Source organism: Streptosporangium nanhuense, from assembly GCF_059358815.1.
Map to the genome: position 1 here is coordinate 35,336 of NZ_JCADBG010000008.1, position 24,277 is coordinate 59,612.

Below are 24,277 nucleotides of genomic sequence, written 5' to 3' on the forward strand. Positions count from 1 at the left end.
CTCGGGACCGTCAGGCGAGGGCGTTGCGGAGCCACTCCTCGACACCGGCGATGTGGACCGTGGCCCAGGCGCGGGCCACCTCCGGCTGGTGGGCGGCGATGGCGTCGCAGATCGCGGTGTGCTGCTCGCGGGTCTTCTCCAGGGCGTTCTCCTGGGTGAGGCCCCGCCAGATCCTGGCCCTGGTGGTGGGCCCCGAGAGGCTCTCGATGAGGGAGCACAGCACCGCGTTGCCCGAGCCCGCCGCGATGCGCTGGTGGAACTCCAGGTCGTTGGCGACCAGTTGCTCGACGCTCGGGTCGGGAGGCAGCTCGTCGAGGATCTTGCGCAGCTCGGCGACCTCGGACTCTGACATGTGCGTCGCCGCCATCGCGGTCGCCGCGGGCTCCAGGATCCGCCGGACCTGGAAGAACTGCAGCACGGTGTCGTCCTGGTGGAAGTCGACCACGAACGACATCGCGTCGAGCAGCAGCCTCGGCTCCAGGCTGGTCACGTACGTGCCGTCGCCCTGGCGCACGTCCAGCACGTTGATCAGTGCCAGGGCCCTGACGGCCTCGCGCAGCGAGTTGCGCGACAGGCCGAGCCGATCGGCCAGGTCGGCCTCCTTGGGCAGCCTGCTGCCCGGGGCGAGCTCGCCAGACAGGATCATCTGCTTGATCTTGTCGATAGCGGCGTCGGTGACCGCCACTCTGCACCGTCCTCAGGTCGCGCAAGACATCCGATGTCTATGAGTGTATGGCGAACCGGACCGGATCCACTCCCGTCACGCGACGGATGATTCCGCGGACCTCCAGCGTGCGCAGATGGGCCGCGGCCTCTCCTGCCGCCATCCCGCGCAGCACGGGCGGGAAGTCCTCCCACGGGCGGTTCCAGGTCATACGTCCGGCGATCTCCCAGATGGTGAGGGGCTCCTCCGCCTCGGCGAGCAGGGCGGCCAGCCGTCGGAGCTTCTCCTCGTGATGGACGACGATCTCCGTCGCCCGAGTCCCCGTATCCGGAAATATCCATTCATGGGCGGGGAGGGCTTCGAGCCGTCCCAGGCCCTTCACCTTCTCCAGCGACTCCAGGAAGTCGCTGAGCGGATCCACGTCCGCGCGGTCGTACGGATAGATCCCGATGTGCGGCGTGATCGCCGGCAGCACGTGGTCACCGGTGAAGATCCGGTCGGCGTCCTCCAGGTGCAGGCAGACGTGGCCGGGGGTGTGGCCGGGCGTCCAGATCGTCCGGAGCCTGCGCCCCGGCAGGTCGATCAGGTCGCCGTCGGTGAGGACGCGGTCGGGTACCGCGGGCGGCTGCGGCCGGTTCCCCGTCACCTCCTCCACCTCGACGGTTCCCGCTCCCGCCCGGCGCAGCATGTCCGCCTGGAAGTCGCGGTGCGCGTCACCCTGGAACTCGCGCATGAAGCTGATCAGCGCGGCGTCGGCCTCGTGCATGGCGATCCACGCGCCGGACTCCTCCCTGACCCGGCCCGCCAGCCCGGCGTGGTCGGGGTGGAAGTGGGTCACGACCACCCCGCGCACGTCGCGGACGTCCATGCCGACCGCCCCCAGCCCGTCGCGCAGCGCCAGCCACGCCTCGGGGGCGTTCCAGCCCGCGTCGACCAGCACGGGACCGGCGGGGGACTCGATCGCGTAGACCAGCGTGTATCCGAGCGGGTTGCCGGGGATCGGGACGGGCACGCTCCACACCCCGCCGCCGGTGTCGAACGGGCGCTGCTCGCTGTACGGCCTGCGGCGGGATTTCAACGGTGGTGCTCCTTGTGCGGCCTGCGGGATCTCAACGGTGCTTCTCGTACAACAGCCTGAACGGCTCGCATGGCTCGAACGGCGCCGCCCGTGACGTTCCGGGCCGTCGGTGCCGTGCGAGGGGGCGCTCCGGGTGGCGGGCGCCGCCCATGGGTGCTCCAGGTCATCGGTACCGCCCGGGGCGGTCCGGGGTGCCGGTGTCGCTCAAGACGCTCCAGGGGGTCGGCGCCGTTCGCGGGCGTCCCGTCGGCGGTGCCGCTCAGAGGCGCTCCAGGATGGTCGCGGTCGCGAGCGCCCCTCCCGCGCACATCGCCACCAGCGCGGTCGAGGAGTCGGACCGCTCAAGCTCGTGCAGGGCGGTGGTGATCAGCCGGGAACCGGTCGCTCCGACCGGATGGCCGAGCGCTATGGCGCCGCCGTTGACGTTGACCCGTTCCATGTCCGGCTTGTGCACCGACGCCCAGGACAAGACTACCGAGGCGAACGCCTCGTTCACCTCGAACCTGTCGATGTCGGCCGCGCTCATCCCGGTGACGGACAGAACCCTGGCGGTCGCGTCCACCGGCCCGTCCAGGTGGTAGTACGGCTCGGAGCCGACGAGCGCCTGGGCGAGGACGCGGGCCCGGGGCCGCAGGCCGTGCCGGGCGGCGGCCTCCTCGCTCATCAGGAGCACCGCCGCCGCGCCGTCGGAGATCTGGGAGGAGGTGCCCGCGGTGTGCAGGCCGTCCTCGCCCATGACGGGCCTGAGCGCGGACAGCCCCTCGACGGTGGTCTCGCGCAGCCCCTGGTCCCTGTCGACGACGCGGGTCTCGCCGGTGGGCTCCCCGTCCTGGCCGAGGACCGGCGCGGTCACCGGGACGACCTCCCGGTCGAAGCGGCCCTGGGCCCACGCCTCCGCGGCGAGGCCCTGGGACCTGGCGCCGAACCGGTCGAGCCGCTCGCGGGTCAGCCCGCGCCGTCGCGCGATCCGCTCGGCGGCGGTGAACTGGTCGGGAAGGTCGATGGCCCAGTCGTCGGGCCTGGGGTTGGCGGGCAGCACGTTGGAGCCGAGCGGCGCCCGGCTCATCACCTCGACGCCGCAGGCCACGCCGACGTCGATGACCCCGGCCTGGATGAGCGCCGCGACCAGGTGCACCGCCTGCTGCGAGGAGCCGCACTGCGCGTCGATCGTGGTCACGCCCGTCTGGTACGGCAGCCCGGCGTAGAGCCAGGCGTGCCGCCCGACGTGGCCGCCCTGCTCCCCGGCCTGCGTGACGCATCCGGCGAAAACCTGTTCCACCGCGCCGGGATCGATGCCCGACCTGCCGACCAGGCCGTTGAGCGCCGCGGCGAGGACCGCCTGCGGCTTCAGCCCGGCGAGCCATCCGTTGCGCCTGCCGATCGGGGTCCTCACGGCCTCGACGATCACCGCACCCATAACGATCTCCTCGCCATCCGGGTCGGAGCTCGCGGCCACCGGGCGACCGTTCCCGCCGATCCGCCCGGTCGCGCGCCACTCCAGAATGTCGCTCTAGTCGCTTCCGTAGCGACTGTAACGGGTTCTAGTTTCAGGCGGAAGGAGCGGCGGGGTTTCCGGTGGAACGGTGCTCCCGATGGCGCCCCGACGGCGCCCGATGGAGCGGTGCCCCGGTGGGACGGGTTCCCGGCGGGACGGGGCCTCCGGCGGTCCCGGACGGGACGGTCCCGGGAGGGAGAGGGGCGCCCGGCGGACGGGGCCTCAGCCGGAGGGGGAGGGCTGGAAGTCGGCGAGCAGGCGCCCGGCGGCGATCTCGATGCGGCGCTGGATCTGCTCGTACGTGCGGCGGCCCCTGAGCATCTCCATGAGCTCGTGCACCCAGACGCTGGACAGCGAGCCCGCCAGGGCGAACTGCTCCTCGGTCGCGGTCTCGACGGTGAGGTCGTCGCCGGCGACGCGGAGCAGCAGCCCCGCCATGCGGTCGCCGAACGGTATGTCGACATCGGCCATGATCAACGAGCGGATGAGCGCGTCGGCGAGCTCGGGCTCGCGCATCAGGCCCCGGGTGGCGCGCATCAGGACGTCGACGGCCCGGCCGGAGGCCGTGGCGGCGTTGGGCGGGCGGCGCTCGATGCTGGTCTCCAGGAGATCGATCTCCTCGCCGACGACGGCGACGACGAGATCCATCTTGGAGGGGAAGTATCGGTAGAGCGTCCCGAGCGCGACCCCGGCGCGCTCGGCGACGGTTCGCATCTGCATCGCCTCGACGCCGCCCCGCGAGGCGAGGGCCGCGGCGGCCTGGACGATGCGCTTGCGCCGCTGGTGCTGGCTCCTGGTGCGGACACCCGTGGACGCCGATTCGCTCTGCATGCCGGATGCCCCCTCGGTCGTGGCCGGATCGGCGTCGCTCGGTGCGTGCCTGCCGGCCCGGTGCGGGGTGACCGGCGTACCGGTGGTCACATGCGAGGTGCGCATGAGAACACGTTATCTGATTTCCGGATACTCCGATGGGTTACTCGCCAGTCACAAAGATGCCCCGCGCTTACATGGCATATGCGGTGCGGCGGTTATGCGGCGACTTATTGCGATTGGCTGCCTCTGGACACAGAATAGAATCTGTTCTACTTTCCGGAAGGGCGAAGCGGCCGACAGAAACCCTGGAGCGCCAGTGGACTTCAATCTCGACGAGACACAGACCGACCTGCGCAAACTCGCGGTCGACCTCCTCGGCAAGGAGGTGACCTCGACCAGGCTCGAAGCCCACGAGAAGAGCGGCGCGCCCTACGACGCGGCCCTGTGGCGCTCCCTCGCCGGGGCCGGGCTGCTCGGCGCCACCCTGCCCGAGGAGGCCGGGGGCGCGGGACTCGGACCGGTGGAGATGGCGGTCGTCCTGCGGGAGATCGGCGCCCACGTGGCCCCCGTACCCGCCGAGCAGAGCCTGGTCGCGGCGCAGGTGATCACCAGGTACGGCTCCCCTGAGCAGCGCGAGGCACTGGCCCCGCTGGCCGACGGCGAGATCTCGCTGGCCGCCGCCACCTCCGAGCCGGGCAGTGACTTCGGCGACTTCGCCGCCCCGCCGGCCACGACCGCCAGGCGGGAGGGTGCCGGGTGGGTGCTGGACGGCGCCAAGGGCACGACGCCCTACGCCGCCCAGGCGGCGAAGGTCCTGGTCACCGCCGCCACCGCCACCGGGGTCGGCCTGTTCCTGGTGGACCCCGCCGAGGCGGGCTCGCGGCCGGTGCCGACCTCCACCGGGGAGCCGGCCGCCGCGCTCACCCTGGCGGGCACCCCCGGCGAGCTCGTCGGGGCCGAGGACGGCAAGGCGGCCGACGGTCTGCGGAGGCTGGCGCTGGCCGGGAACATCGCCGTCACCTCCGGCGTGCTGGCCGGGGCGCTGGCGCTCACCACCGAGTACATCAGGACGCGAAAGCAGTTCGGCCGGGCGCTGGCGGAGTTCCAGGCGGTCACCGTGCAGATCGCCGACGTCTACATCGCCGGGCGGTCCCTGGACGTGGCCGTGTGGTCCGGGGCGTGGCGGCTGGCCGAGGGGGCGGACGAGGAGGCCGAGGCGGACCTGGCCGTCGGAGCCCTGACCGCGACCGACCAGGCGCTGCGGGCGCTCTACACCTGCCAGCACCTGCACGGCGGGATCGGGGTGGACGTGACCTACCCGCTGCACCGCTACTTCGCCTGGGGCAAGCACCACGCCCACCTGCTGGGCGGGGTGGAAGCCCGGCTCGACACGATCGGAGCGCTCGTCTGATGCTGATCGACCTGACTCCCGACCAGAAGAGGCTCCGCGACGAGCTGCGCGAGTACTTCCGGTCATGTCTCACCGCCGAGGACCGCGCGCGGATCTCCACCGACCCGTTCGGCGACGCCTACATGGAGCACTGCCGCACCCTGGGCCGCGACGGCAAGCTCGGGCTCGGCTGGCCCAAGGAGTACGGCGGCGGCGGGTACGGCCCGCTGGAGCAGCAGATCTTCGCCAACGAGATCGCCCGCGCCGAGGTGCCTTACCCGATCATCACCGTGCAGACCGTCGGCCCGACCCTCATGCAGTACGGGACGGCGGCGCAGAAGGAGTTCTTCCTGCCGCGCATCCTGGCCGGGGACTGCCACTTCGCGATCGGCTACAGCGAGCCGGGGGCGGGCACCGACCTGGCGGCCCTGCGCACCACCGCGATCCGCGACGGCGACCACTACGTCGTCAACGGGCAGAAGATCTTCACCTCGGGCGGCCACTACTCCCAGTACATCTGGCTCGCCGCCCGCACCGACCCGGACGCGAAGAAGCACCGCGGGATCACGATGATGATCGTCGACTGTGCCGACCCCGGCTACTCGTGGACCCCGATCACGACGATGGACGGGCGCCACCACACCAACTCCACCTACTACTCCGACGTACGGGTGCCGGTGGACATGGTCGTGGGGGAGGAGAACAAGGGCTGGGACCTCATCGTCAACCAGCTCAACCACGAGCGGGTCACGCTCGGCCCGGCGGGCAACCTCGCCCACACCTACGACCGGTTCCTGGCCTGGGCCCGCCGCACCGGCACGGTCGAGGAGCCCGCGGTACGCAGGGCGCTCGGCCAGGTCTACGCCTACTTCCGGACCAACGAGCTGCTGAACTGGCAGGTCGCCGCCAACATGGACCTCGGCTGGCTGGGCGCCCCCGACGCCTCGGCCACCAAGGTGTACGGCTCCGAGCGGCTGCAGGACGTCGGCAGGATCGTCGGCGAGGTCCTGGCTCGCTTCGGCGACCCGTCGGACCCGGACACCGCCGACCTGATGGAGCGCGTCGACCGCGGCGCCAAGGGGGGACTGGTGCTCACCTTCGGAGGCGGGGTCAACGAGGTCCAGCGCGAGCTCATCGCCATGCTCGGCCTGAGCCTGCCGAGGCCGCCCCGATGACCGAGACCCCTTCCACGGACCCGACCACCCCGGCATCCGAGTCCGGCTCCCTGCACGAGCGGCTCACAGCCCTGGCCGAGCGGCAGATCGCCGTGGGCGAGGTGCTCGGCGTCGCGGAGGCGGACCCGGTGAACATCCCGATGATCCGGCACTGGACCGACGCCATGGGCGACACGAACCCGCTCTACACCGACCCCGAGGCCGCCGCCGCCGGGGTGCACGGGGGGATCGTGGCGCCACCGGCGATGATCCAGGTCTGGACGATGCCCGGCGTGGACGGGTCCAGGAGGAAGCGGCCGGGCACGCCGATCGACCCGGTGCTCGCGATGCTGGACGGCAACGGCTACACCGGCGTGGTCGCCACCAACTGCGAGCAGACCTACCACCGCTACGTGAGGCTCGGCGAGTCCCTGGTCCCGGCCACCCGGTTGACCGGCATCACCGGGCCGAAGCGGACCGCGCTGGGTGAGGGCTACTTCGTCACCTGGAACATCACCTGGTACGCCGGCGGCGAGGCCGTGGCCGAGATGCTGTTCCGGGTGCTGAAGTTCCTGCCCAGGGAGCGGGCGGGGGAGCCGGGCGCGGCCACGCCCGGGGAGAACGCGGCCACGCCCGGCGGGAACGGGGCCGCGGCGAGCGGGAACGGGCTCGCCCCCGCGCGGCAGGCCCCCTCCGAGCCCCCGCCCGCCCAGGACGCGCCCGCTCGGAGCGCGCCCGTTCAGGATGCGCTCGTTCAGGATGCGCCCGTGGCGCGGGAGGACGCGTCACCGCGCACGCCGTACCCGCTGAGACCCGCCGTCAACGCCGACACCGCCTTCTTCTGGGAGGGGGTCGCGGCGGGTGAGCTGCGGATACAGAAGTGCGCCGACTGCGGCGAGCTCCGTCATCCGCCGGGGCCGGTCTGCCCCTCGTGCCGCTCGGCCGCCCGCACGTTCGTGGCGGTGAGCGGCGAGGGTGAGGTCTACAGCTACGTCGTCCACCACAACCCGCCGATTCCGGGGCTTCGGACGCCTTTCGTGGTCGCCGTGGTGGAACTGCCGGAAGGCGCGCGGATCGTGGGCAACGTGGTGGACTGCGACGCTTCACGGGTGGGTATCGGTATGCCGGTGCGCCTGACGTACCGCCAGATGGACGACGAGCTGATCCTGCCCATGTGGGTCCCCCGGGAGGCGTGAATGCGGACACTTACCGACGACGAGGTGCGGGTCGGAGCTCCGCTTCCTGAGCTCGCGGTCGACCTGAGCCCCACCGTGGTCGTGTCGACCGCGCTCGCGACCATGGACTTCACCCCCGTCCACCACGACGTCGAGGGCGCGAGGGCGCAGGGGTCGAAGGACATCTTCCTCAACATCCTGACCACCATGGGTCTCGTCGAGCGCTACGTCACCGACTGGGCCGGACCCGAGGCGATCATCCGTGGCATCAACGTCAAGCTCGGCGTCCCCGCGTACGCGGGCGACAGGCTGGCCTTCACCGGCAGCGTGGTCGCCTGCGAGGACGGCGAGTTCACCGTCGAGGTCCGGGGCGGGGTCAGCCTCGGCGACCACGTCTCGGGCACCGTCAGGTTCGCCCTCCCCTCCCGCTGACCGCGCCCCAGCGGCCGGGAGAAGGCGGGAACACCGGAACACAGAAAGGCCCTCACCACCGTGGTCTCCTTCTCCGGGAGTACGGTCGTCGCCGGCATCGGCGCGACCGAGTTCTCCAAGCAGTCGGGCAGGTCCGAGCTCCAGCTCGCGGCCGAGGCGGTGTTCGCGGCGCTCGACGACGCGGGTCTCGCGCCCTCGGACGTCGACGGTCTCGTCACCTACACCCAGGACGCCAACCAGGAGATCGCCGTGGCCCGCGAGGTGGGCATCGGCGACCTGTCGTTCTTCTCCCGCGTCCACTACGGCGGCGGCGCCGCGTGCGGGACCGTGCTGCACGCGGCGATGGCCGTCGCCACCGGGGTCGCCGAGACCGTCGTCTGCTACCGGGCGTTCAACGAGCGCTCGGGCAACAGGTTCGGCCAGCCCGACGCCCGCATCGGCGGCGAGCCCTCGTCCCAGGGCCTGGAGATGAGCTGGCACGTCCCGTACGGGCTGATGACCCCCGCAGCCTGGGTCGCCATGTTCGCCCGGCGCTACATGCACACCTACGGCGCCACCTCCGAGGACTTCGGCCGGGTGGCGGTCGCCATGCGCAGGCACGCCTCCACCAACCCGGCCGCGTGGTTCCACGGCCGCCCGATCACCCTGGAGGAGCACCAGGCGTCCAAGTGGATCGCGGAGCCGCTGCACCTGCTCGACTGCTGCCAGGAGAGCGACGGCGCGGTGGCGCTCGTGGTCACCTCCGCCGAGCGGGCGAGGGACCTGCGCAGGTCACCCGCCGTGATCACCGCCGCCGCCCAGGGGTCGGGCGCCGACCAGATGATGATGACCAGCTACTACCGCGACGACATGACCGGCCTGCCGGAGATGGGGGTGGTCGGCCGCCAGCTGTGGAAGCAGTCGGGCCTCGGCCCCTCGGACGTGCAGACGGCCATCCTGTACGACCACTTCACCCCGTTCGTCCTCACCCAGCTGGAGGAGCTGGGCTTCTGCGGGCGCGGCGAGGCCCGCGACTACGTGGCCGACGGCGGCATCGAGATCGACGGCCGTCTCCCGGTCAACCCGCACGGCGGCCAGCTGGGGGAGGCGTACATCCACGGCATGAACGGCATCGCCGAGGCCGTCAGGCAGATCAGGGGCACCTCGGCCAACCAGGTGGCCGGGGTACGGAACGTGCTGGTCACCGCCGGCACGGGGGTGCCGACCAGCGGCCTGGTCCTGTCGTCGGAGTGAGCGGGCGTCCTGCGGGGGCGCTTATGCGGGTTCGCGGATTCGCGCGCCCGGCGGGACGTCCCGCCGGGCGCGCGAATCCGCGAGACGTCCCGACGGCCGCCGCGTGCCCGGCGCGGAGGCGGGGCGTGCGACGGCCGTCGGGTGAGGGGCGCCGTCCGGTCTTTCGGCGGCTCCTCGGTGGAGCTGTGGTGGGGCTGTGGCTCAGCAGCTCAGGTTGCCGCCGGGGGTGGTGCCGAGGATCTGCACGAAGCGCTGGTAGGCGTTGATCCGGCTCTGCACCTGCGCGGGGTTCCTGCCGTTGCACTCCAGGCTGCCGTTGATGCTGCGGATCGTCTCGCCGAAGCCACGGCTGTTGACCATCGCGTTGTGCGGGGTCATCGTGCCGGGGCCGTTCTGGGTGTTCCAGTACCACAGGGCGGTCTTCCAGGCCACCGCCGCGTCGTTCTGGACCAGGTAGGGGTTGCCGAGCAGGTTGATGCCGAGCGCGTCGCCCGCGGCCTTGTAGTTGAAGTTCCAGCTCAGCTGGATCGGACCGCGCCCGTAGTAGGCCGCCTGGCCCGCGGGGCAGCCGTACGACTGGCTCGTGTCGCAGTAGTGCGGGTAGTTCGCGGTGTTCTGCTCCACGACGTGGACCAGGCCGCCGGTCTCGTGGTTGACGTTGGCGAGGAAGGCGGCGGCCTCCTGCCTCCTGACGGTGTCACTGCCGGTCTTCGCGAAGCCCGGGTAGGCGCTCAGCGCCGCGGTCAGGCCGCTGTAGGTGTAGAACGAGTTCCGGCTCGGGAACATCTGGTTGAACTGCGCCTCGCTCACGACGAAACCGCCGGTGGGGGGAGGCGTCGTGCCGCCGCAGGTGTACGGCTCCCAGTACCAGGTGCTGATCACCGGGTCGTAGCCGGGGTTCTCGTTCTTGGCGCGGTAGTACTGGCCGTTGGTGTACTTGACGATGCTCCCGGCCGGGTACCAGGTGCCCGCCGCCCAGTTCGGGTGGTTGCAGTTGCTCGGGGGAGGCGTCGTGCCGCCGCCGCAGGAGCCCTGGTCCGCCCACACGTCGACGGTGCCGGGGACCTCGTTCTGGGTCCACCACTTCGCCGACCAGTTGCGGCCGTTGTGGGAGGCGGTCATGCCGCCGGTGTAGACCGCCGAGGAGTTCCACGGGGTCACGCAGGCGGCCGCGACGGCGGTAGTGGACGCGGTGGACGCGGAGGCCGCCGGCAGGGCGACCGCCAGCACGCCCGTGACCGCCAGGGCGGCGAGGGCGGCCATGATGCGCTGTCTCAACACTTGATCACTCCTTCGTGCGGTGGGGGCCGCAGAGGTTCGAGATTTCCGTGCGACCGGGACGCGAGTGGCTCGCGCGGGAAGCTTGCAGAACCAGTCAGGGCGAGTAAGGGAGGATGGCTCCGCGTTACCGGCGCCATTCGGGGACGCGGGACCGGTGTGGAATGTCCGGACGGTCGGACTTCCGGGAAATGACGGCCCGCGTCGTCGAGGTTCGCGCAGCTCCTGGTCGGATCGGACGGTTGCCCGGGGGCCGCGAGGGCTCCCGCCTTAACTTTCTCTTAAGAAAGTTTCCTAAGAGTTGCCGTGATACTAGCCTTGACAGAACGCCTTCACAACCCCGATGACCCTGGATTCCCGCTGTTGTGGACAGGTGCGTTCCGCGTCCGATATGACCCACGTCTGGTTAATTCACACTGGCGTTATAAGTCCGGTTAGACAGTGAATGTAACTTTTGTGGGCGTTTTGGATGTCATCATGTGCGTCATGTTGGATTCCCTCGGGCTCGATCCCGTGGAGGAGCGCGTCTACCGGTTCCTGGTCACCACCGCGGAGGCGGAGGTCACCGACCTCATCGGCAAGCTGGGTATCGACGCCGAGACGGCCGAGACGGTGCTGATATCCATGCGGGTCAGAGGGTTGATCAGGACGGTCGGTCCCGGCAGGCGGCGGTTCACGGTCGTGGCCCCGGACATCGTGCTGGGCTCGCAGCTCCTCCGCCGCCAGCAGGCGCTCGACTGGGCCCGGCGCGAGGTGGACCGGCTCTCCGAGGAGTACCGGGACAACGCCCGCCGCCGCGACGCCGGGCGGCTGGTCGAGGTCCTGCCGAACCGCGGCGTGCTGCGGGAGCGTCTCGACCACCTCCAGGAGAACGCCCGCCGCGAGGTCCTCTCCCTGTGCCGGAGCCGCGCGATCGCGCTGCCCGCCGAGGAGAACCTCGCCGAGCCGGACGCGCTGCGCCGCGGGGTCGAGTACCGGGTGGTCTACGAGAGGACCCTGCTGGAGGAGCCGGGCATGCAGGCCAACGTGGCGTACGGGGTCAAGCTGGGCGAGCAGGCCAGGGCCGTGCCCTGCCTGCCGGTGCGACTGACGATCGTCGACCGGGAGGTCGCCGTGATCCCGCTGGTGCAGGAGGCGGGGATCTCCGAGCCGACGGCGGCGCTGGTCCGCGGCGGCCAGCTGCTGGAGGCGCTCATCGCCCTCTTCGAGGGCTGCTGGGAGCGGGCGACGCCGCTGCGGATCGCCGAGGACGGCGCCCTCACCGAGGGGACGACACCCTGCCCGCTCGGTTCCGACGACCTCTACCTGGTCTCGCTGCTGGTCGCGGGCGTACCGGACAAGTCGATCGCCACCCAGCTGGGCATCAGCCAGCGGACCGTGCAGCGGCGCGTCTCGAACATCATGGAACTCGCCGGCGCCCAGACCCGAATGCAGCTGGCCTGGCGCGTCGCCACCGAACACTGGCTCTGAGCGCCCGGCCGCCCCGGAGGGGCTCCGGGGCCTACGGGGTGGTCATCATCGGTACCGCGAAGAAGACGATCATGGCGATCGTCACCGCGATGACGAAGCCGATCAGCTCCCAGGCCCAGTCGTGGTGGGTCGCGTCCTTGATCACCTTGTGACTGCGCGGCGCCTTGTCGTCCCCGCGCCCGCGGGACGCGCTCCGGCCGGAGGGGGAGAGCACCGCACCGGTCCCCCCGAGGGCCGGAGGGGCGGCAGACCTGGCCGACCCGGCCGGCCCGCTCGACCCGGACGGCTCGGAGGCCGGGGGCGCCGGGGGCAGCGGGGGTATCGCCGGGAACCCGTTCCCCGGGACGGTGTCCGCGTCGTCCCGCGGCGTGTCGTACGGCGTCAGGGTGTGGTTCGGCGGCGCGGTCCGGGGGGCGTCGTCGGGCTCGTCCTCGCGCATGACCCAGCGGGGCAGGCGCAACTGGGCGCGACCGGCCGGGGTGCGGAGGTGGTCGGTCCGGGGGGACCAGACGGGAAGGGCGGTCGGGGTCTCCCGAGGTGGGGCGTCGGAGGGGGCGGCGTCCGCGAACCAGTCGACGGCGGAGGGTCGGCCGGGATCGGCGGCCCGGGGGGCCGGGGCGGGGCGCGGGGGTTCGGCGCGCTCCGCCGGGGGCGCGGGGTTCTCCGTCCGCGGCGCGGGGTTCTCCGCCCGCGGGGCCCAGACGGGGAGTGTGAGCCGGGGGCGGTCGCCGGTGGTGGACGCGTGCCGCCCGGCCCCTCGTACGCGAGAGGGAGCACGGGTGGGGCGGTGGCGCTCGCGGTCGGCGAGGGCGTCGAGCTGGTCGGTCTGCAGGGGCCAGCCGGGAAGGGGACGCGGGGCGGCCGGCGCGTCGCCGGGACCGTCGCCCAGCACGTCCCCGTGGCCGTCGTCCAGCACGTCACCGAGGTTCCCGGGGTTCCCCGGGTTCCCGAGGTTCTCCGGGCTCCCGAGGGGCGGGACGCCGGTGAGCGGGGGGCGGAGGGGCTCGGCGGCGGGGGCCGCACTTCCCGGCGTCGCCGCGGCCGGGGCCTGCGGCGTCTCGTCGGCCGGGGGCGCGGTGCGGTCGGCGGGCGGGGCCTCGGTGCGGGGGGCGGCGGCGACGAGCCTGTCGGTGTAGACGCGGGCCGCCCGCGCCTCCGGGCTGAGCGGGCGGAAGAGGTCTTCCCGCCCGGGGGCGTCGTCCAGCACGTCCCCGGGGATCGGAGCGGGCAGCGACGTCGCCCGGCGCGGCCGGGGACGCTGGAGGCGGCGGCGAGGCCGCAGGGCCGCGGTGTCCAGGGCGGTGAGCACCGAGTCGCCGAGCCTGGGCATCGGCTGCGTGGTGGCCTCGTGGGTGGAGACGGCGTCGGGATCCCGCGGCGCGAAGGGGTCGGGGAACCGGTCGTCCGCCATGTGGTCGTCCGGCACGGGGAAGGCCGGGGCGCCCGTCGGGGGGCCGGTCGGCGGACCGGCCGGGACGCCGGTCTCCGCGAGCGGCAGCGGCCACGCGGGCGTCGTCGGCCACAGCTGCCTGAACAGCGGGGACGTCGACCGCCTGGCGGCGGGAACGGCGGGCGGCGCCTGGGGCCCGAGCACGGCGGCGCGCAGCCCCGCCGGGGGGACGGCCCAGGGGGCGAGGTTGAGCACGTCGCGGACCGGGGCGACGGCGAGGGCGCCGAACACCTCCGTCATGTTCTCGGGAACCCTGGCCGCGGCCAGGGCGTAGCCCAGCGACTGGGCGAAACGGCGGCAGGCGCTCACCGTCAGCTCGTCGGCGGTGTCGACGGCCACGTCGAGCACCCAGGACAGCTCGGAGGCGTCCATCTCGCACACGCCCGACAGGTACAGCACCTCGCGCTGGTGGGTGCGCAGGTCACCCAGGACGCGCTCGACGAGGGCCGCGGCCGGGTCGAGCCCGATGCCGGGGGGCGAGTAGACGATGTCGCGCAGGAAGATCTCGCGGCGGGCGAGCGCGTACAGCGCGGCGCGCGGCGGTTCGGTGTCCGAGACGCCCGAGAGGACGGCCACCAGGACGTCGGAGGCCGAGTCCGCGTTGCCCAGCTGGTCGTGGGAGTAGGCGAACAGCCCTGCTGCGTGGCGGTCATAGAGCTCGGCGATGAGTTCGACGCGCGAGCGCTGACCGAGGAGCGGTTGGGTCACGGGACCGGTTCCTCTGGTGGTTCGGCGAGCGGGGTGGAGGGGCGGAGCGGCCGTGAGGCCTGTGACGTACGGTGCTGGAGGGATTGACTCCGGCGATGTGGGTAATCATGTCAAGTCATGGGCACCTCCCGCACTACTCAATGCCCTTTTGTTGAGAAATACACTTGTGGATCTGCTTCGGGGCTGGTTCGGGAAAGCCTGGAAGACAGATCGGAGAAGTGGGGCATAGGCTGACCCGTGCGGGATCATGGGGACGGTTGGGGCAGGGGAGCCGTAACCCTGCGAAAACAAGAGGTTGCGCATGATCACATTCAACGGTGTCACCAAGCGCTACGCCGACGGGACCGTCGCCGTGGACAACCTGAACCTTGAGGTGCCGACCGGGGAGATCACCGTCTTCGTCGGTCCCTCGGGATGCGGTAAGACGACGTCCCTCCGCATGATCAACAGAATGATCGACGCCTCGGAGGGCCAGATCCTCCTGGACGGCGTCGACGTCAAGACCATCGACCCGCCGACCCTGCGCCGGGGCATCGGCTACGTCATCCAGCAGGCGGGGCTCTTCCCGCACCGCAAGATCGTCGACAACGTGGCGACGGTGCCCCTGCTGCTCGGCTGGGACAGGAAGAAGGCGCGCGACCGGGCGATGGAGCTGCTCGAACGGGTCGGGCTCGACCTCAAGATGGCCGACCGCTATCCCTTCCAGCTCTCCGGCGGGCAGCAACAGCGCGTCGGCGTGGCCCGCGCGCTCGCCGCCGACCCGCCCGTGCTGCTGATGGACGAGCCGTTCAGCGCGGTCGACCCGATCGTCCGTACGAGCCTGCAGGAGGAGCTCCTGCGGCTCCAGGCCGAGCTGAACAAGACCATCGTGTTCGTCACCCACGACATCGACGAGGCCGTCAAGCTCGGCGACCGGGTGGCCGTGCTCCGCGTGGGGGGCCGCCTGGCCCAGCTCGACGACCCCGCGACGCTGCTGGCCCGGCCCGCCGACGACTTCGTCCGCGAGTTCCTCGGCCGCGACCGGGGCATCCGGCGGCTGTCGTTCGTCTCGGACGAGGGGGTGCGGCTCCGTACCGACCTGCTCGTGCCCGCCTCCACCGGCGCCGCCGCGGCGCGCTCCACCGGAGAGCCGTGGCTGGCCGTGACGGACGAGGGCGGCCGGCCGCTGGGCTGGGCCGCGGTCAAGGACCTGCCCGAGCAGGGCACCCTCGCCGACGTGGAGCTCGCGCCGTACGGGACCTTCGTCAGCGGGCACGACTCGCTGCGCGCCGCGCTGGACGCGACGCTGCTGTCCCCGTCGGGCCACGCCGTCGCGGTGGACAGGTCGGGCAAGGCCGTGGGCGTCGCCACCCGCGAGGCGCTGGACGAGGCGCTGACCAGGGTCGCGGGAAGCGTCGGCGGACCGGCGCGGGGCGGCGACGAACTCGCGGGAGGTGCCGCCGGTTCCGCGGGAGGCACCGGGGGCGCCGGGAGTGCCACCAGCGCCGGGAGTGCCGGTGGCTCGGCGGGCGCCGACGGGGCCGCGGAGAGCACCGACGGCCCGGCGGGAGGCGCCAATGGATGAGGAGCCGCTGGTCCGCTGGGACTGGATCGGGCGCAACTGGCCCACGATCCAGGGCCTGCTCGAGGACCACATCGTGATGGCGCTGGTGCCGGTCCTCATCGGGCTGCTCATCGCGCTCCCGCTCGGACTGGCCGGGGTGCGGTGGCGCTGGCTCTACCAGCCGACCGTCGGCGTGATGAACGTGATCTACTCGCTGCCCTCGCTGGCCGTCTTCATCGTGCTCATCCCGATCACCGGCCTCGCCACGCGGACGACCGTCATGGTCCCGCTCACCTTCTACGCCATGGCGGTGCTGATCCCCGCGGTCGTCGACGGGCTGAGCTCGGTCCCCGACCACGTGCGCCAGTCCGCGGTGGCCATGGGCTTCACCCCGCTGCGCAGGCTGCTCCAGGTTGAGCTGCCGATCGCGGTACCGGTCGTGCTGGCCGGGCTCAGGGTGGCCACGGTCGCCAGCGTCAGCCTGGTCAGCGTCGGCGCGCTGGTGGGCAGGGGCGGGCTCGGCTACCTGTTCATCGACGGCTGGCAGCGGCAGTTCTACACCCCGATCGTCGTCGGCATCGTGCTGGTCGTGGTGCTCGCGGGGATCGCCGACCTGCTGCTGATCCTGGCGCAACGCCTGCTCACCCCGTGGTCACGGGCAAGGGGGTCCGCGTGAACCGGCTGAGCGGGTCTCCGGCCGTTCGCGTGGCGTGGCTGATCGGGTCGCGGGCAAAGGAGGCCGTGTGAACTGGCTGATCGACTTCTTCGGCGACCCGGCCAACTGGTCGGGACCCGACGGGATCCCCAACCGGCTGCTCGAACACCTGGAGTTCGCCGGGCTCTCGCTGCTCCTCGCGATGCTGATCGCGCTCCCGCTGGGGCTGCTGATCGGCCACACCGGCAGGGGCGCGACGCTCGTCATCCTCACCGCCAACGCGGCCCGCGCCCTGCCGACGCTCGGCCTGCTGGTGCTCATCGTCCTGTTCATGGGCGTCGGGACCATCCTGCCGGTGCTCATCCCGCTGGTGGCGCTGGCCGTGCCGCCCATTTTGGTCAATACGTACGAGGGCATCCGGGGGGTCGACCCCGACCTGCGCGACGCCGCGTACGGCATGGGCCTGAAGGGCGGGCAGGTCCTCGGGCGGGTGCTGGTGCCGGTCGCGCTGCCGCTGATCCTGCTGGGCCTGCGCCTGGCGGCGATCCAGGTGGTGGCGACCGCGACCGTGGCCGCCTACGTAGGCTTGGGCGGCCTCGGCCGTTTCATCATCGACGGTCTCGCGACCAAGAACTTCCCGAGCACGATCGGCGGGGCGGTCCTCGTAGCACTGCTGGCGCTCATCGTCCAGCTCGGGTTCACTCTGGTGCAGCGCGTAACGGTCTCCCCGGGGGTGAGCGAGCGCCAGACCATCAGATAGTCTTCTTTACCCCCCGTTTTGGAAGGGAATAGCACCATGAAGCGCCTGATCAGCACCGCGGCGGTCCTCCTGTCCGCGGCGCTCACACTTACCGCGTGCGGTGGCGGAGACCCGCTCACCAGCGCCTCCCCGGCGCCGGCCGGGTCCGGCTCCGCCTCGGCGCCGGCGGCCGGGGGGAAGGTCGTCATCGGGTCGGCCAACTTCCCGGAGAACGTCCTGCTCGGCGAGATCTACTCCCAGGCCCTGGCGGCCAAGGGCGTGCAGGTCGAGGAGAAGTTCAACATCGGCAGCCGCGAGGTCCTGTACGACCAGGTCAAGAGCGGCGGCCTGACCATCCTTCCGGAGTACATCGGCTCCCTCCTCGCCTTCGTCGACAACACGACCACGGCGAAGTCGAAGGACGACGTCGTCGCCGGTCTCAAGGAGAAGCTCCCCGCCGAGCTGGAGGTCCTCACCCCCGCCCCGGCCGAGGACAACAACTCGCTGACCGTCACCAAGGAGACCGCCACCAAGGACGGCCTCACCACGATCGAGGACCTGGTCAAGGTCGCCAAGAACTACTCGGTGGGCGGCCCGCCGGAGTTCCAGACCCGCCAGGAGAAGAACTTCAAGGACACCTACGGCCTGGAGTTCAAGGAGTGGAAGAAGACCGGCGACGCCACCGCCGACGCCATCAAGGACGGCACCGTCCAGGTCGGCAACGTCTTCACCACCGACCCGAAGATCATCGTCAATGACCTGGTCTCCCTCCAGGACAACAAGAGCGCCTTCGCCGCCGAGAACATCGCCCCCCTGGTCAACAAGGCGGGCGTGAACGACACCGTGAAGACCACCCTCGACGCGGTCTCCGCCAAGCTCGACACCGCCGGCCTGGTCGCGCTGATGAAGCGCATCGCGGTCGACAAGGACGACGCCGAGGCGGTGGCCAAGGACTGGCTCACCCAGAACGCCCTGCTCTAAATCTCATCGGCGGTACCGGCGGAAGGCGGGTGGACGTCCACCCGCCTTCCGGCGTTCTCACCGGTCGTCGCCGGGCCAGTAGCGCGCGGAGCGGGCGGCCGCGGACACGATCGCCGCGCCGTCGAGCTCGACGATGGTCAGCTCGATGCCGCCCAGCGGCCACTCCACGGCGAACTCGAAGCTCTCGGGCGGGGGCAGCGGCCACAGCCACAGCCCGAAATCACTGAAGCCGAACTCGCCGCCGCGCATGCCGCTGCCGGTCGGCGACCACGCCAGCATGGGCCCGGCCGGTGGCTCGCCGAAAGGGCTCGCCCTGTTTCGCAGGTGCTCGATGGTGGTGGCCTTCGCGCCGTCGGCGAAACGCACGCCCAGCCGCAGCAGCGAGTCGGGTGGCTGGGCCCCGCCGCGCGGTCCGGCGCTCTGGGCGAACGGGGAGCCGCCCATGTGCAGGTACCACCAGTCCTGGGCCGACAGTTCCCCCTGCCGGGACACGACCTCCACCTCCAGCATGCAGCCGGTGCTGAAGACCCGGATCGTCGGTAGCAGCACCACGACGTTCGGGCTCCGGGCCACCACCCGCTCGACCGCGAGCACGGCTCCGGCCTCGAGGGAGGGAGGAGCCGACCAGGGCGGGAGGTCGGGCCGGGCGGGGATGAGCTCCGGCTCCGTCGGTACGGGATCGAAGAACATCACTTCACGTTACCGAGAAACCGCCGGTGTCGACAGGCGTCTCGTCCGGGGTCTACCAGTCCGTGACGGCGGTGAGCGATGTCCGCCATTCGAGGGAAGGCCAGTAGGGGTGGCCGGCCAGAAAGGCGCCGACGATCTCCGCGAGAGGAAGAAGGGGGATGATCCAGAGAACTGTCAGGTGTGCACGCCTTGAACGTGCGAGAAAGGTGCTGGCGAGCACCCAGATCAGTCCGCCGAGAATCGGAGTGAGAAGCCACCAGAGGGTGCTCAGGTCAGACCAGGAAAGCATCTGTTCGCAAAGCCTCGCGTCCCGCTCCGAGAGCGGTTGCGGAGAATAGTGACATACCTGGTTCTCCAGCGCTGTGGCGAGCCTCAGGGCCATGAAGGCGAGCAGCCAGGAGAGAACCGCGACGGCGACGGGGTCCGTCATCGGTTTCGACGACGGGGGGCGCGCCTTCTGCGACTTCGGCGCGGCTGGGGCCGGAGATGATTCGGCCGTCGCCTCGACCCCGTGTGCGATGGGTGCTCCCGATGCGTTTCGGCCGGCGCGGAGTTCGTGGCTCCCCGGTGTGGAACGAGAAGGCGCGGGGACCGGATGTCGCCGGATCCCGCGACGCTGAATCGTTCACCCTGGCCGGGAAGGCCGCGTTGTCGGTCGCGACTTTATCATCCGGCCACCACATGGAAAACGGCGTCGCGACCCGGGTGAACGCCCCTCGTTCGCCGTGTCCCGGCCTTCTAGGAAAACCGGCGGATAAACCTGTGACAGGCCCTGTTCTCGCGGAATGGAAAGCGTCCCGGATCACGCGGAAGGCGAACTGTCGCGGGCGGGGAGCGGCGGTGACGAGGTGCCGCACTGAGGCGATCCGCACCGCACCTCGCCGGGCCGGGCACCTGTCCGGTTCCGGGATGATGGCCGCATGAACGAGTTCGTCGAGTCCATGGCCCAGGTGGTGACCGGTGTGACGGTCGTCACGGTGAAGGACGAGCGCGACGACGTGGGGGTGACGGTCGCGACCTTCACCTCGCTGTCGCTGGACCCGCCGCTGGTGATGGTGAGCCTGGACAACGCCGGCTATCTCAACGAGCTGCTGCTCCGCCACGACCGCTGGGCCGCCAGCGTGCTGTCGGCGGGACAGAAGGCGATCGCCAGCCGCTTCGCCACCGCGGGCCGTCCGGGGGCCAGGTTGCTGCTCGCGGGCACGCCGCACCACCGGGGGAAGCTGAGCGAGGCCCTCGTCGTGGACGGCGGCGTCACCGCGCTGGAGGCCGAGACGGTGAAGGTCGTCCCGGCCGGGGACCACACGATCTTCATCGCCAAGGTGCTCGGGGTCGACTACGTCGACGCCTCCGTCCTGCCGCTGGCCCGCTACCGGAGCCGCTACCGCTGACCCGGTTCTCCCGCGGAGGGGAGCCGCCGCGTTCGAACGGCGGCGGCTCCTTCGCTGAAGACGGTCAGCGGATCTTCCACGAGCCGGGGAGCATCAGCGGTCCGTACGACGGCAGGCCCAGCTCGCCGGCGAGGTGGGCGAGCGGGCCCCAGGCCTCCAGGCGGACCTGGGCCGTCGCGGCGGTCTTGTCCTCGCTGGACTCCGCGGGGCGCAGCCGCTCCAGGGGGCTGAGCCTGGGGTAGACGCGCACCGGGGCGTCGACGGGCAGCCCGGCCTTCTTGCGGGCCAGGGCCAGGGCGTCCTCCAGGCCGCCGAGCTCGTCGACGAGGCCGCCCTCAAGGGCGTCCGCGCCGGTCCAGACCCGGCCCTTGGCCAGCTCGTGGGCCCGCTCGCGGGACAGGCCGCGTCCCTCGGCGACCTTGTTCACGAAGTCGTCGTAGACCCGGTCGAGCCAGGCGTTGACCCGCGCCCACTGCGCCTCGGAGAAGGCGTTGGTGGGGGAGAGCATCCCGGAGTTGGCGCCCTCGCCGACGGTCTCCGAGGACACGCCGATCTTCTCCAGCAGCCCGCCGATGACCGCCTTGCCGCCGAACACGCCGATGGAGCCGGTGAGTGTGCCCGGCTGGGCCACGATCGCGTCGGCGGCCATCGAGACCATGTAGCCGCCGGAGGCGGCCAGGTCGCCCATCGAGATCACGATGGGCTTGCCCGCCTCGCGGGTGAGCACGACCTCGCGCCAGATGGCGTCGGAGGCCGTGTACGAGCCGCCGGGGCTGTCGACCCGGAAGACGACCGCCTTGACGTTGTCGTCGCGGCGGGCCGCGCGCAGGGCGGCGCAGATGGTGTCGGAGCCCATGGCGCCACCGCCGCCCAGCGGGCTGCGGCCGCTGCGGCCGAGCCGGATCGGGCCGTTGCCGCGGACCAGCGCGACGGTCTGCTCGCCGGGGTGGGGGAGCTTCTTGGCGGACAGTGCCTTGGCGTAGCGGCCGACGTACAGCAGCAGCGTGTTGTCGCCGAAGGCCTCCTTGACCTCGTCGTAGACCTCGTCGCGGTAGGCCAGCCGGTCGACGAGCCCGGCCTCGACCGCCTCGGCGCCGATGAACGGGCCCTGGTCGATGAGCTCGCGCACCCTGGCCGGTTCGAGCCCGCGCCCGTCGGCGATGCCGGCCACGACCTGTTCGGTGATCGACTCGGTGATGCGGCTCATCGACTCGCGATGGGCCTCGGTCATGTGGTCCTGGGTGAAGGTGTTGGCGGCGGTCTTGTACTCGTGCCGCTGGCCGATCTGGTACTCGACGCCGAGCTTGCCCAGGGCGCCCCGCAGGAAACGCTGCTCCATCGCGACGCCGGTCAGCCCGACGTCGCCGGACGGCTGGAGGTAGACCCGCTCGAAGGCGCTGCCCAGGTAGTAGGGGACGGTGCCCCCGCCGAGCTCGCCGAAGGTCTCGGCGAACGCGACCGTCAGCTTGCCCGACGCCCGGAAGTGGATCACGGCCTGGCGGAGCTCCTGGACGATCGCCAGGCCCAGCGGCTGGCCGCCGATCTTGACGACCAGCGCCTTGACCCGGTCGTCCTTCCTGGCGCGCTTGAGCCCGGCCAGCACGTCGGTCAGGCTCGTCTTGCGCATCGCCAGGACGGCGCTCAGCGGATCCGCCGGGGGGCTGCCGTCGGTCAGGCCCTCGGTGAGGTCGAGTTCGAGAACCAGTGGAGCGGTACGGCGCTGCTTGAACCGGTCGACAGTGTCGATGATCACCTTGGTCGCGTCCATGCTCCTCACCCTAAGCGACACATACCGGGCTTATGCGGTTCGGCGGTCGTCCACCTGCTTTCCGGTCCCCGGGGGTCTCACGACCCCCGGGGACCGCGTGGCGCCTACGCCGTCCGGCGGGCGTTCACCTGCTTCTTGAGCATCGAGGTGGACGCGGCGGGAGAGCTGCCCTTCAGGCGGGTCCTCTCCACCGAGGTGAGGACGGTCTTCAGGGTGGCCGTCTTCGGAGCGGCCGTCTTCGGGGTGGCCGGCTCCTTGATCTTGGCGGTGAAGTTCACGCCGCCGTTCGCCCAGTTCAGCCAGGCGGCCAGCAGCTCGCTCTCCAGCTTGGCCTTCGAGGTCTTCTTGGCGGGCTTGAGCACCTTGTACGCGCCGCCCAGGGTTGAGGCGGGCGTGACCTCCGCGAAGACCTTGCTGGCCTTGGTCACCATGCCGAGATAGCAGCTGAGCGTCGCGTCCTTGATCTTCCCCTTGCCCCGGGTGACCTCCACCGCCCACTGCTCGGCGCTCAGCGTCTTCGTGGACTTGCCGCGGGTGCACACCGTGGGCGCCGTCGTCTTCGCCGGGGGGACGGTCACGGTCACGGTGATCGTCACCGTCGGCAGCGGGACCGGCGTCGGCACCGGGTCGCTCGGCGTGGCCGAGGGCGAGGGCCCCGAGCTGGGCTCGGGGCTGGGCTCCTGCGAGGGCTCGTCGGACGGCTCCTCGGAAGGCTCCTCGGACGGGGTGTCGGAGTCGGCGGGGGGCTCCTCGGGAAGGGGCGTCTGGGTGACGGGCGGGCCGGGGGTGCCCCCGGCGAGCGCGGCGTTCAGGTCGAGGCGCGGGGTGGTCACCGTGCCGTAGACGATCGGGCGGCCCGCCGCCTTGAGCTGCGCGGCCAGTGTGTCCGGGGTGCCCGGCGCCTTCTGGGCCATCAGCGCCACGGCGCCGGTGACGAACGGGGTGGACATCGAGGTCCCGCTGTAGACCTGGTGGCCGCCGCCGGGCACCGCGGAGTCGATCTCAAGGCCGGGGGCGAAGAGGTCGAGCACGGAGCCGTGGTTGGACCAGTAGGGGACGGTGTCGTCGTCGCCCGTCGCGCCCACCGTCACCGGGCCGGAGAAGCAGCCGGGAGCCCCGGCGCCGGGCACTCCCTCGTTCCCCGCGGCGGCCACGACGGCCACGCCCTTGGCGTGAAGGTCGTCGATCCGGGTCTTCATCGCCGCGAGTTCGGGTTCGGCGTCACACGCCCCCTCGTAGAGGCCGCCGCCGAGGCTGAGGTTCACCGCGGCGATGTTCCTGCCGCCCTCCTTGAGCTTCGCGACGTGCTCCAGGGCGAGCAGGAGCGTGGACTCGAACGCGGTCAGGCAGGCCCCGCCCTCGTCGGCGCAGTCGTTGATCCTGCTGAAGACCTGGATCGCCACGATGTCCGCGTCGGGCGCGACGGCGTGGGCGATACCCGCCACGTGGGTGCCGTGGTCGCACAGGTTGACCTGCCCGTCGAGGCAGGCGGGGGTTTTGGCGTCGGCGGACCCGGGGTCGCTCGTCTGCCCGTTGGGACACAGGGACTGCGCGCCGTCGTCCGTCGCGGAGAAACAGGCCTGCTCCACGACCTTGCCGCCGAAGTCGGGGTGGGCGGCGTCGATCCCGGTGTCGATGATCGCGATCGTCTGGCCCGCGCCCCTGGTCCCCGCGGCGTGCGCCTTGTCCGCGCCGACCACCTGCAGGCTGGTGGCGAGCGAGCCCGAGTTCAGTGCTTTCAGCGACGTGGGGGAGTACATGCGGTCGCGGCGGATGGAGAGCACGCGCGGGTCCTCGGCCAGCTTGGCGAGCGAGTCACCGGTCCCCTCGACCACGATGAACGAGGTGTCCGCGGGTTCGAGGACGACCTCGGCGTCGGGCAGCTGCCGCGCCTCCCCGGCCACCGGCGCCGCCTCCGCGGGGGCCGCCAGCTCGACGATGACCCGGGCCCCGTCGTCGTCGGAGGCGAGTCCCGCCTCCAGCTTCGGCAGCGGGGGCGGGGGCGGCGTGGCGGGTGTCTCCTGGCCCTCCGTCCCCCCGGTCCCGTCGCCCGGGGCCGCGGGTGGGCTCACCGGGGGCGTCGCGCTCGCGGAGGCCGCCGGCGGCGCCGGGGAGTCCTCGGCGAGGGCGGGTACGGCGGGCGCGATGGTGAGAACCAACGCCATGGCCA

21 protein-coding genes are annotated in these 24,277 nt (G+C 71.7%); 11 read left to right on the top strand and 10 right to left on the bottom strand.

Features of this window, described 5'->3' with window-relative positions; translation table 11 throughout:
- Positions 1–10: 10 nt before the first annotated feature.
- The 4 genes from AC5L38_RS17110 to AC5L38_RS17125 form a co-directional block, all read right to left on the bottom strand.
- A complete protein-coding gene (locus AC5L38_RS17110) occupies positions 11–685 on the bottom strand; it encodes a FadR/GntR family transcriptional regulator (protein ID WP_495243790.1) in 675 nt (224 codons plus the stop codon).
- Positions 686–722: 37 nt separating this feature from the next.
- Positions 723–1,742, bottom strand: a complete 1,020-nt coding sequence (locus tag AC5L38_RS17115) for an MBL fold metallo-hydrolase (protein ID WP_495243791.1) — start codon at positions 1,740–1,742, stop codon at positions 723–725.
- Positions 1,743–2,001: 259 nt separating this feature from the next.
- Positions 2,002–3,159, bottom strand: a complete 1,158-nt coding sequence (locus AC5L38_RS17120; protein WP_495243792.1) for a steroid 3-ketoacyl-CoA thiolase — start codon at positions 3,157–3,159, stop codon at positions 2,002–2,004.
- A 300-nt stretch (positions 3,160–3,459) separates the two neighbouring features.
- Positions 3,460–4,068: a TetR family transcriptional regulator gene (locus AC5L38_RS17125; protein WP_495244031.1), complete on the bottom strand. Its 609-nt coding sequence runs from the start codon at positions 4,066–4,068 to the stop codon at positions 3,460–3,462.
- Between the two features lie 298 nt (positions 4,069–4,366).
- Here AC5L38_RS17125 and AC5L38_RS17130 point away from each other — a divergent pair, with 298 nt between their 5' ends.
- Genes AC5L38_RS17130 through AC5L38_RS17150 form a run of 5 tightly spaced genes read left to right on the top strand, consistent with a single transcriptional unit; the run spans position 4,367 to position 9,434 of the window.
- Entirely contained in the window at positions 4,367–5,461 is a 1,095-nt protein-coding gene (locus AC5L38_RS17130; RefSeq protein ID WP_495243793.1) for an acyl-CoA dehydrogenase family protein, read from the top strand.
- Positions 5,461–6,615, top strand: coding sequence for an acyl-CoA dehydrogenase family protein (locus AC5L38_RS17135; RefSeq protein ID WP_495243794.1), 1,155 nt, complete (start codon positions 5,461–5,463; stop codon positions 6,613–6,615). Before AC5L38_RS17130 ends, AC5L38_RS17135 begins: the two co-directional genes overlap by 1 nt.
- Positions 6,612–7,790, top strand: a complete 1,179-nt coding sequence (locus AC5L38_RS17140) for a bifunctional MaoC family dehydratase N-terminal/OB-fold nucleic acid binding domain-containing protein (RefSeq protein WP_495243795.1) — start codon at positions 6,612–6,614, stop codon at positions 7,788–7,790. The genes AC5L38_RS17135 and AC5L38_RS17140 overlap by 4 nt, the downstream gene beginning before the upstream one ends.
- The gene (locus AC5L38_RS17145) at positions 7,791–8,201 is read left to right on the top strand and encodes a MaoC/PaaZ C-terminal domain-containing protein (RefSeq protein WP_495243796.1); all 411 of its coding nucleotides are present in this window, start codon (positions 7,791–7,793) and stop codon (positions 8,199–8,201) included.
- A gap of 60 nt (positions 8,202–8,261) precedes the next feature.
- Positions 8,262–9,434, top strand: coding sequence for a lipid-transfer protein (locus tag AC5L38_RS17150; RefSeq protein WP_389915091.1), 1,173 nt, complete (start codon positions 8,262–8,264; stop codon positions 9,432–9,434).
- Between the two features lie 201 nt (positions 9,435–9,635).
- On the opposite strand, the gene AC5L38_RS17155 is transcribed toward AC5L38_RS17150, so the two are convergent.
- The gene (locus tag AC5L38_RS17155) at positions 9,636–10,715 is read right to left on the bottom strand and encodes a glycoside hydrolase family 19 protein (RefSeq protein ID WP_495243797.1); all 1,080 of its coding nucleotides are present in this window, start codon (positions 10,713–10,715) and stop codon (positions 9,636–9,638) included.
- A 483-nt stretch (positions 10,716–11,198) separates the two neighbouring features.
- Here AC5L38_RS17155 and AC5L38_RS17160 point away from each other — a divergent pair, with 483 nt between their 5' ends.
- Complete coding sequence (locus AC5L38_RS17160; protein ID WP_495243798.1) at positions 11,199–12,182, top strand: helix-turn-helix domain-containing protein; 984 nt, start codon at positions 11,199–11,201, stop codon at positions 12,180–12,182.
- A gap of 31 nt (positions 12,183–12,213) precedes the next feature.
- On the opposite strand, the gene AC5L38_RS17165 is transcribed toward AC5L38_RS17160, so the two are convergent.
- The gene (locus AC5L38_RS17165; RefSeq protein ID WP_495243799.1) at positions 12,214–14,340 is read right to left on the bottom strand and encodes a hypothetical protein; all 2,127 of its coding nucleotides are present in this window, start codon (positions 14,338–14,340) and stop codon (positions 12,214–12,216) included.
- Between the two features lie 301 nt (positions 14,341–14,641).
- Between AC5L38_RS17165 and AC5L38_RS17170 the strand changes: the two genes are divergently transcribed.
- The 4 genes from AC5L38_RS17170 to AC5L38_RS17185 all read left to right on the top strand — a co-directional run bounded on the left by AC5L38_RS17170 (position 14,642) and on the right by AC5L38_RS17185 (position 18,258).
- Positions 14,642–15,904: an ABC transporter ATP-binding protein gene (locus AC5L38_RS17170; protein ID WP_495243800.1), complete on the top strand. Its 1,263-nt coding sequence runs from the start codon at positions 14,642–14,644 to the stop codon at positions 15,902–15,904.
- Positions 15,897–16,559 (top strand): ABC transporter permease, encoded by a 663-nt coding sequence (locus AC5L38_RS17175; protein WP_495243801.1) that lies wholly within the window; start codon positions 15,897–15,899, stop codon positions 16,557–16,559. Before AC5L38_RS17170 ends, AC5L38_RS17175 begins: the two co-directional genes overlap by 8 nt.
- Before the next feature lie 67 nt (positions 16,560–16,626).
- Positions 16,627–17,298 (top strand): ABC transporter permease, encoded by a 672-nt coding sequence (locus tag AC5L38_RS17180; protein ID WP_495243802.1) that lies wholly within the window; start codon positions 16,627–16,629, stop codon positions 17,296–17,298.
- Between the two features lie 36 nt (positions 17,299–17,334).
- Positions 17,335–18,258, top strand: coding sequence for an ABC transporter substrate-binding protein (locus AC5L38_RS17185; protein ID WP_495243803.1), 924 nt, complete (start codon positions 17,335–17,337; stop codon positions 18,256–18,258).
- 57 nt (positions 18,259–18,315) lie between these two features.
- On the opposite strand, the gene AC5L38_RS17190 is transcribed toward AC5L38_RS17185, so the two are convergent.
- Both AC5L38_RS17190 and AC5L38_RS17195 read right to left on the bottom strand, forming a co-directional pair.
- Positions 18,316–18,948 carry a hypothetical protein gene (locus AC5L38_RS17190; RefSeq protein ID WP_495243804.1) on the bottom strand — a complete coding sequence of 211 codons (633 nt, stop codon included), beginning with the start codon at positions 18,946–18,948 and terminating at the stop codon, positions 18,316–18,318.
- Positions 18,949–19,000: 52 nt separating this feature from the next.
- Entirely contained in the window at positions 19,001–19,378 is a 378-nt protein-coding gene (locus AC5L38_RS17195) for a hypothetical protein (protein WP_495243805.1), read from the bottom strand.
- 490 nt (positions 19,379–19,868) lie between these two features.
- Between AC5L38_RS17195 and AC5L38_RS17200 the strand changes: the two genes are divergently transcribed.
- The gene (locus tag AC5L38_RS17200) at positions 19,869–20,339 is read left to right on the top strand and encodes a flavin reductase family protein (RefSeq protein ID WP_495243806.1); all 471 of its coding nucleotides are present in this window, start codon (positions 19,869–19,871) and stop codon (positions 20,337–20,339) included.
- 64 nt (positions 20,340–20,403) lie between these two features.
- Here the strand turns inward: AC5L38_RS17200 and sppA are convergent, their stop codons facing one another.
- Both sppA and AC5L38_RS17210 read right to left on the bottom strand, forming a co-directional pair.
- Positions 20,404–22,107, bottom strand: coding sequence for a signal peptide peptidase SppA (gene sppA, locus AC5L38_RS17205; protein WP_495243807.1), 1,704 nt, complete (start codon positions 22,105–22,107; stop codon positions 20,404–20,406).
- A 104-nt stretch (positions 22,108–22,211) separates the two neighbouring features.
- Positions 22,212–24,272 (bottom strand): S8 family peptidase, encoded by a 2,061-nt coding sequence (locus AC5L38_RS17210; RefSeq protein WP_495243808.1) that lies wholly within the window; start codon positions 24,270–24,272, stop codon positions 22,212–22,214.
- Positions 24,273–24,277: the final 5 nt, after the last annotated feature.

Bases quoted from the DNA above. Each gene is read 5' to 3' on its own strand.
- AC5L38_RS17185 (WP_495243803.1), top strand. From the start codon at position 17,335: ATGAAGCGCCTGATCAGCACCGCGGCGGTCCTCCTGTCCGCGGCGCTC.
- AC5L38_RS17160 (WP_495243798.1), top strand. From the start codon at position 11,199: ATGTTGGATTCCCTCGGGCTCGATCCCGTGGAGGAGCGCGTCTACCGG.
- AC5L38_RS17125 (WP_495244031.1), bottom strand. From the start codon at position 4,068: ATGCAGAGCGAATCGGCGTCCACGGGTGTCCGCACCAGGAGCCAGCAC.
- AC5L38_RS17145 (WP_495243796.1), top strand. From the start codon at position 7,791: ATGCGGACACTTACCGACGACGAGGTGCGGGTCGGAGCTCCGCTTCCT.
- AC5L38_RS17170 (WP_495243800.1), top strand. From the start codon at position 14,642: ATGATCACATTCAACGGTGTCACCAAGCGCTACGCCGACGGGACCGTC.
- AC5L38_RS17210 (WP_495243808.1), bottom strand. From the start codon at position 24,272: ATGGCGTTGGTTCTCACCATCGCGCCCGCCGTACCCGCCCTCGCCGAG.
- AC5L38_RS17190 (WP_495243804.1), bottom strand. From the start codon at position 18,948: ATGTTCTTCGATCCCGTACCGACGGAGCCGGAGCTCATCCCCGCCCGG.
- AC5L38_RS17195 (WP_495243805.1), bottom strand. From the start codon at position 19,378: ATGACGGACCCCGTCGCCGTCGCGGTTCTCTCCTGGCTGCTCGCCTTC.
- AC5L38_RS17200 (WP_495243806.1), top strand. From the start codon at position 19,869: ATGAACGAGTTCGTCGAGTCCATGGCCCAGGTGGTGACCGGTGTGACG.
- AC5L38_RS17175 (WP_495243801.1), top strand. From the start codon at position 15,897: ATGGATGAGGAGCCGCTGGTCCGCTGGGACTGGATCGGGCGCAACTGG.
- sppA (WP_495243807.1), bottom strand. From the start codon at position 22,107: ATGGACGCGACCAAGGTGATCATCGACACTGTCGACCGGTTCAAGCAG.
- AC5L38_RS17120 (WP_495243792.1), bottom strand. From the start codon at position 3,159: ATGGGTGCGGTGATCGTCGAGGCCGTGAGGACCCCGATCGGCAGGCGC.
- AC5L38_RS17140 (WP_495243795.1), top strand. From the start codon at position 6,612: ATGACCGAGACCCCTTCCACGGACCCGACCACCCCGGCATCCGAGTCC.
- AC5L38_RS17135 (WP_495243794.1), top strand. From the start codon at position 5,461: ATGCTGATCGACCTGACTCCCGACCAGAAGAGGCTCCGCGACGAGCTG.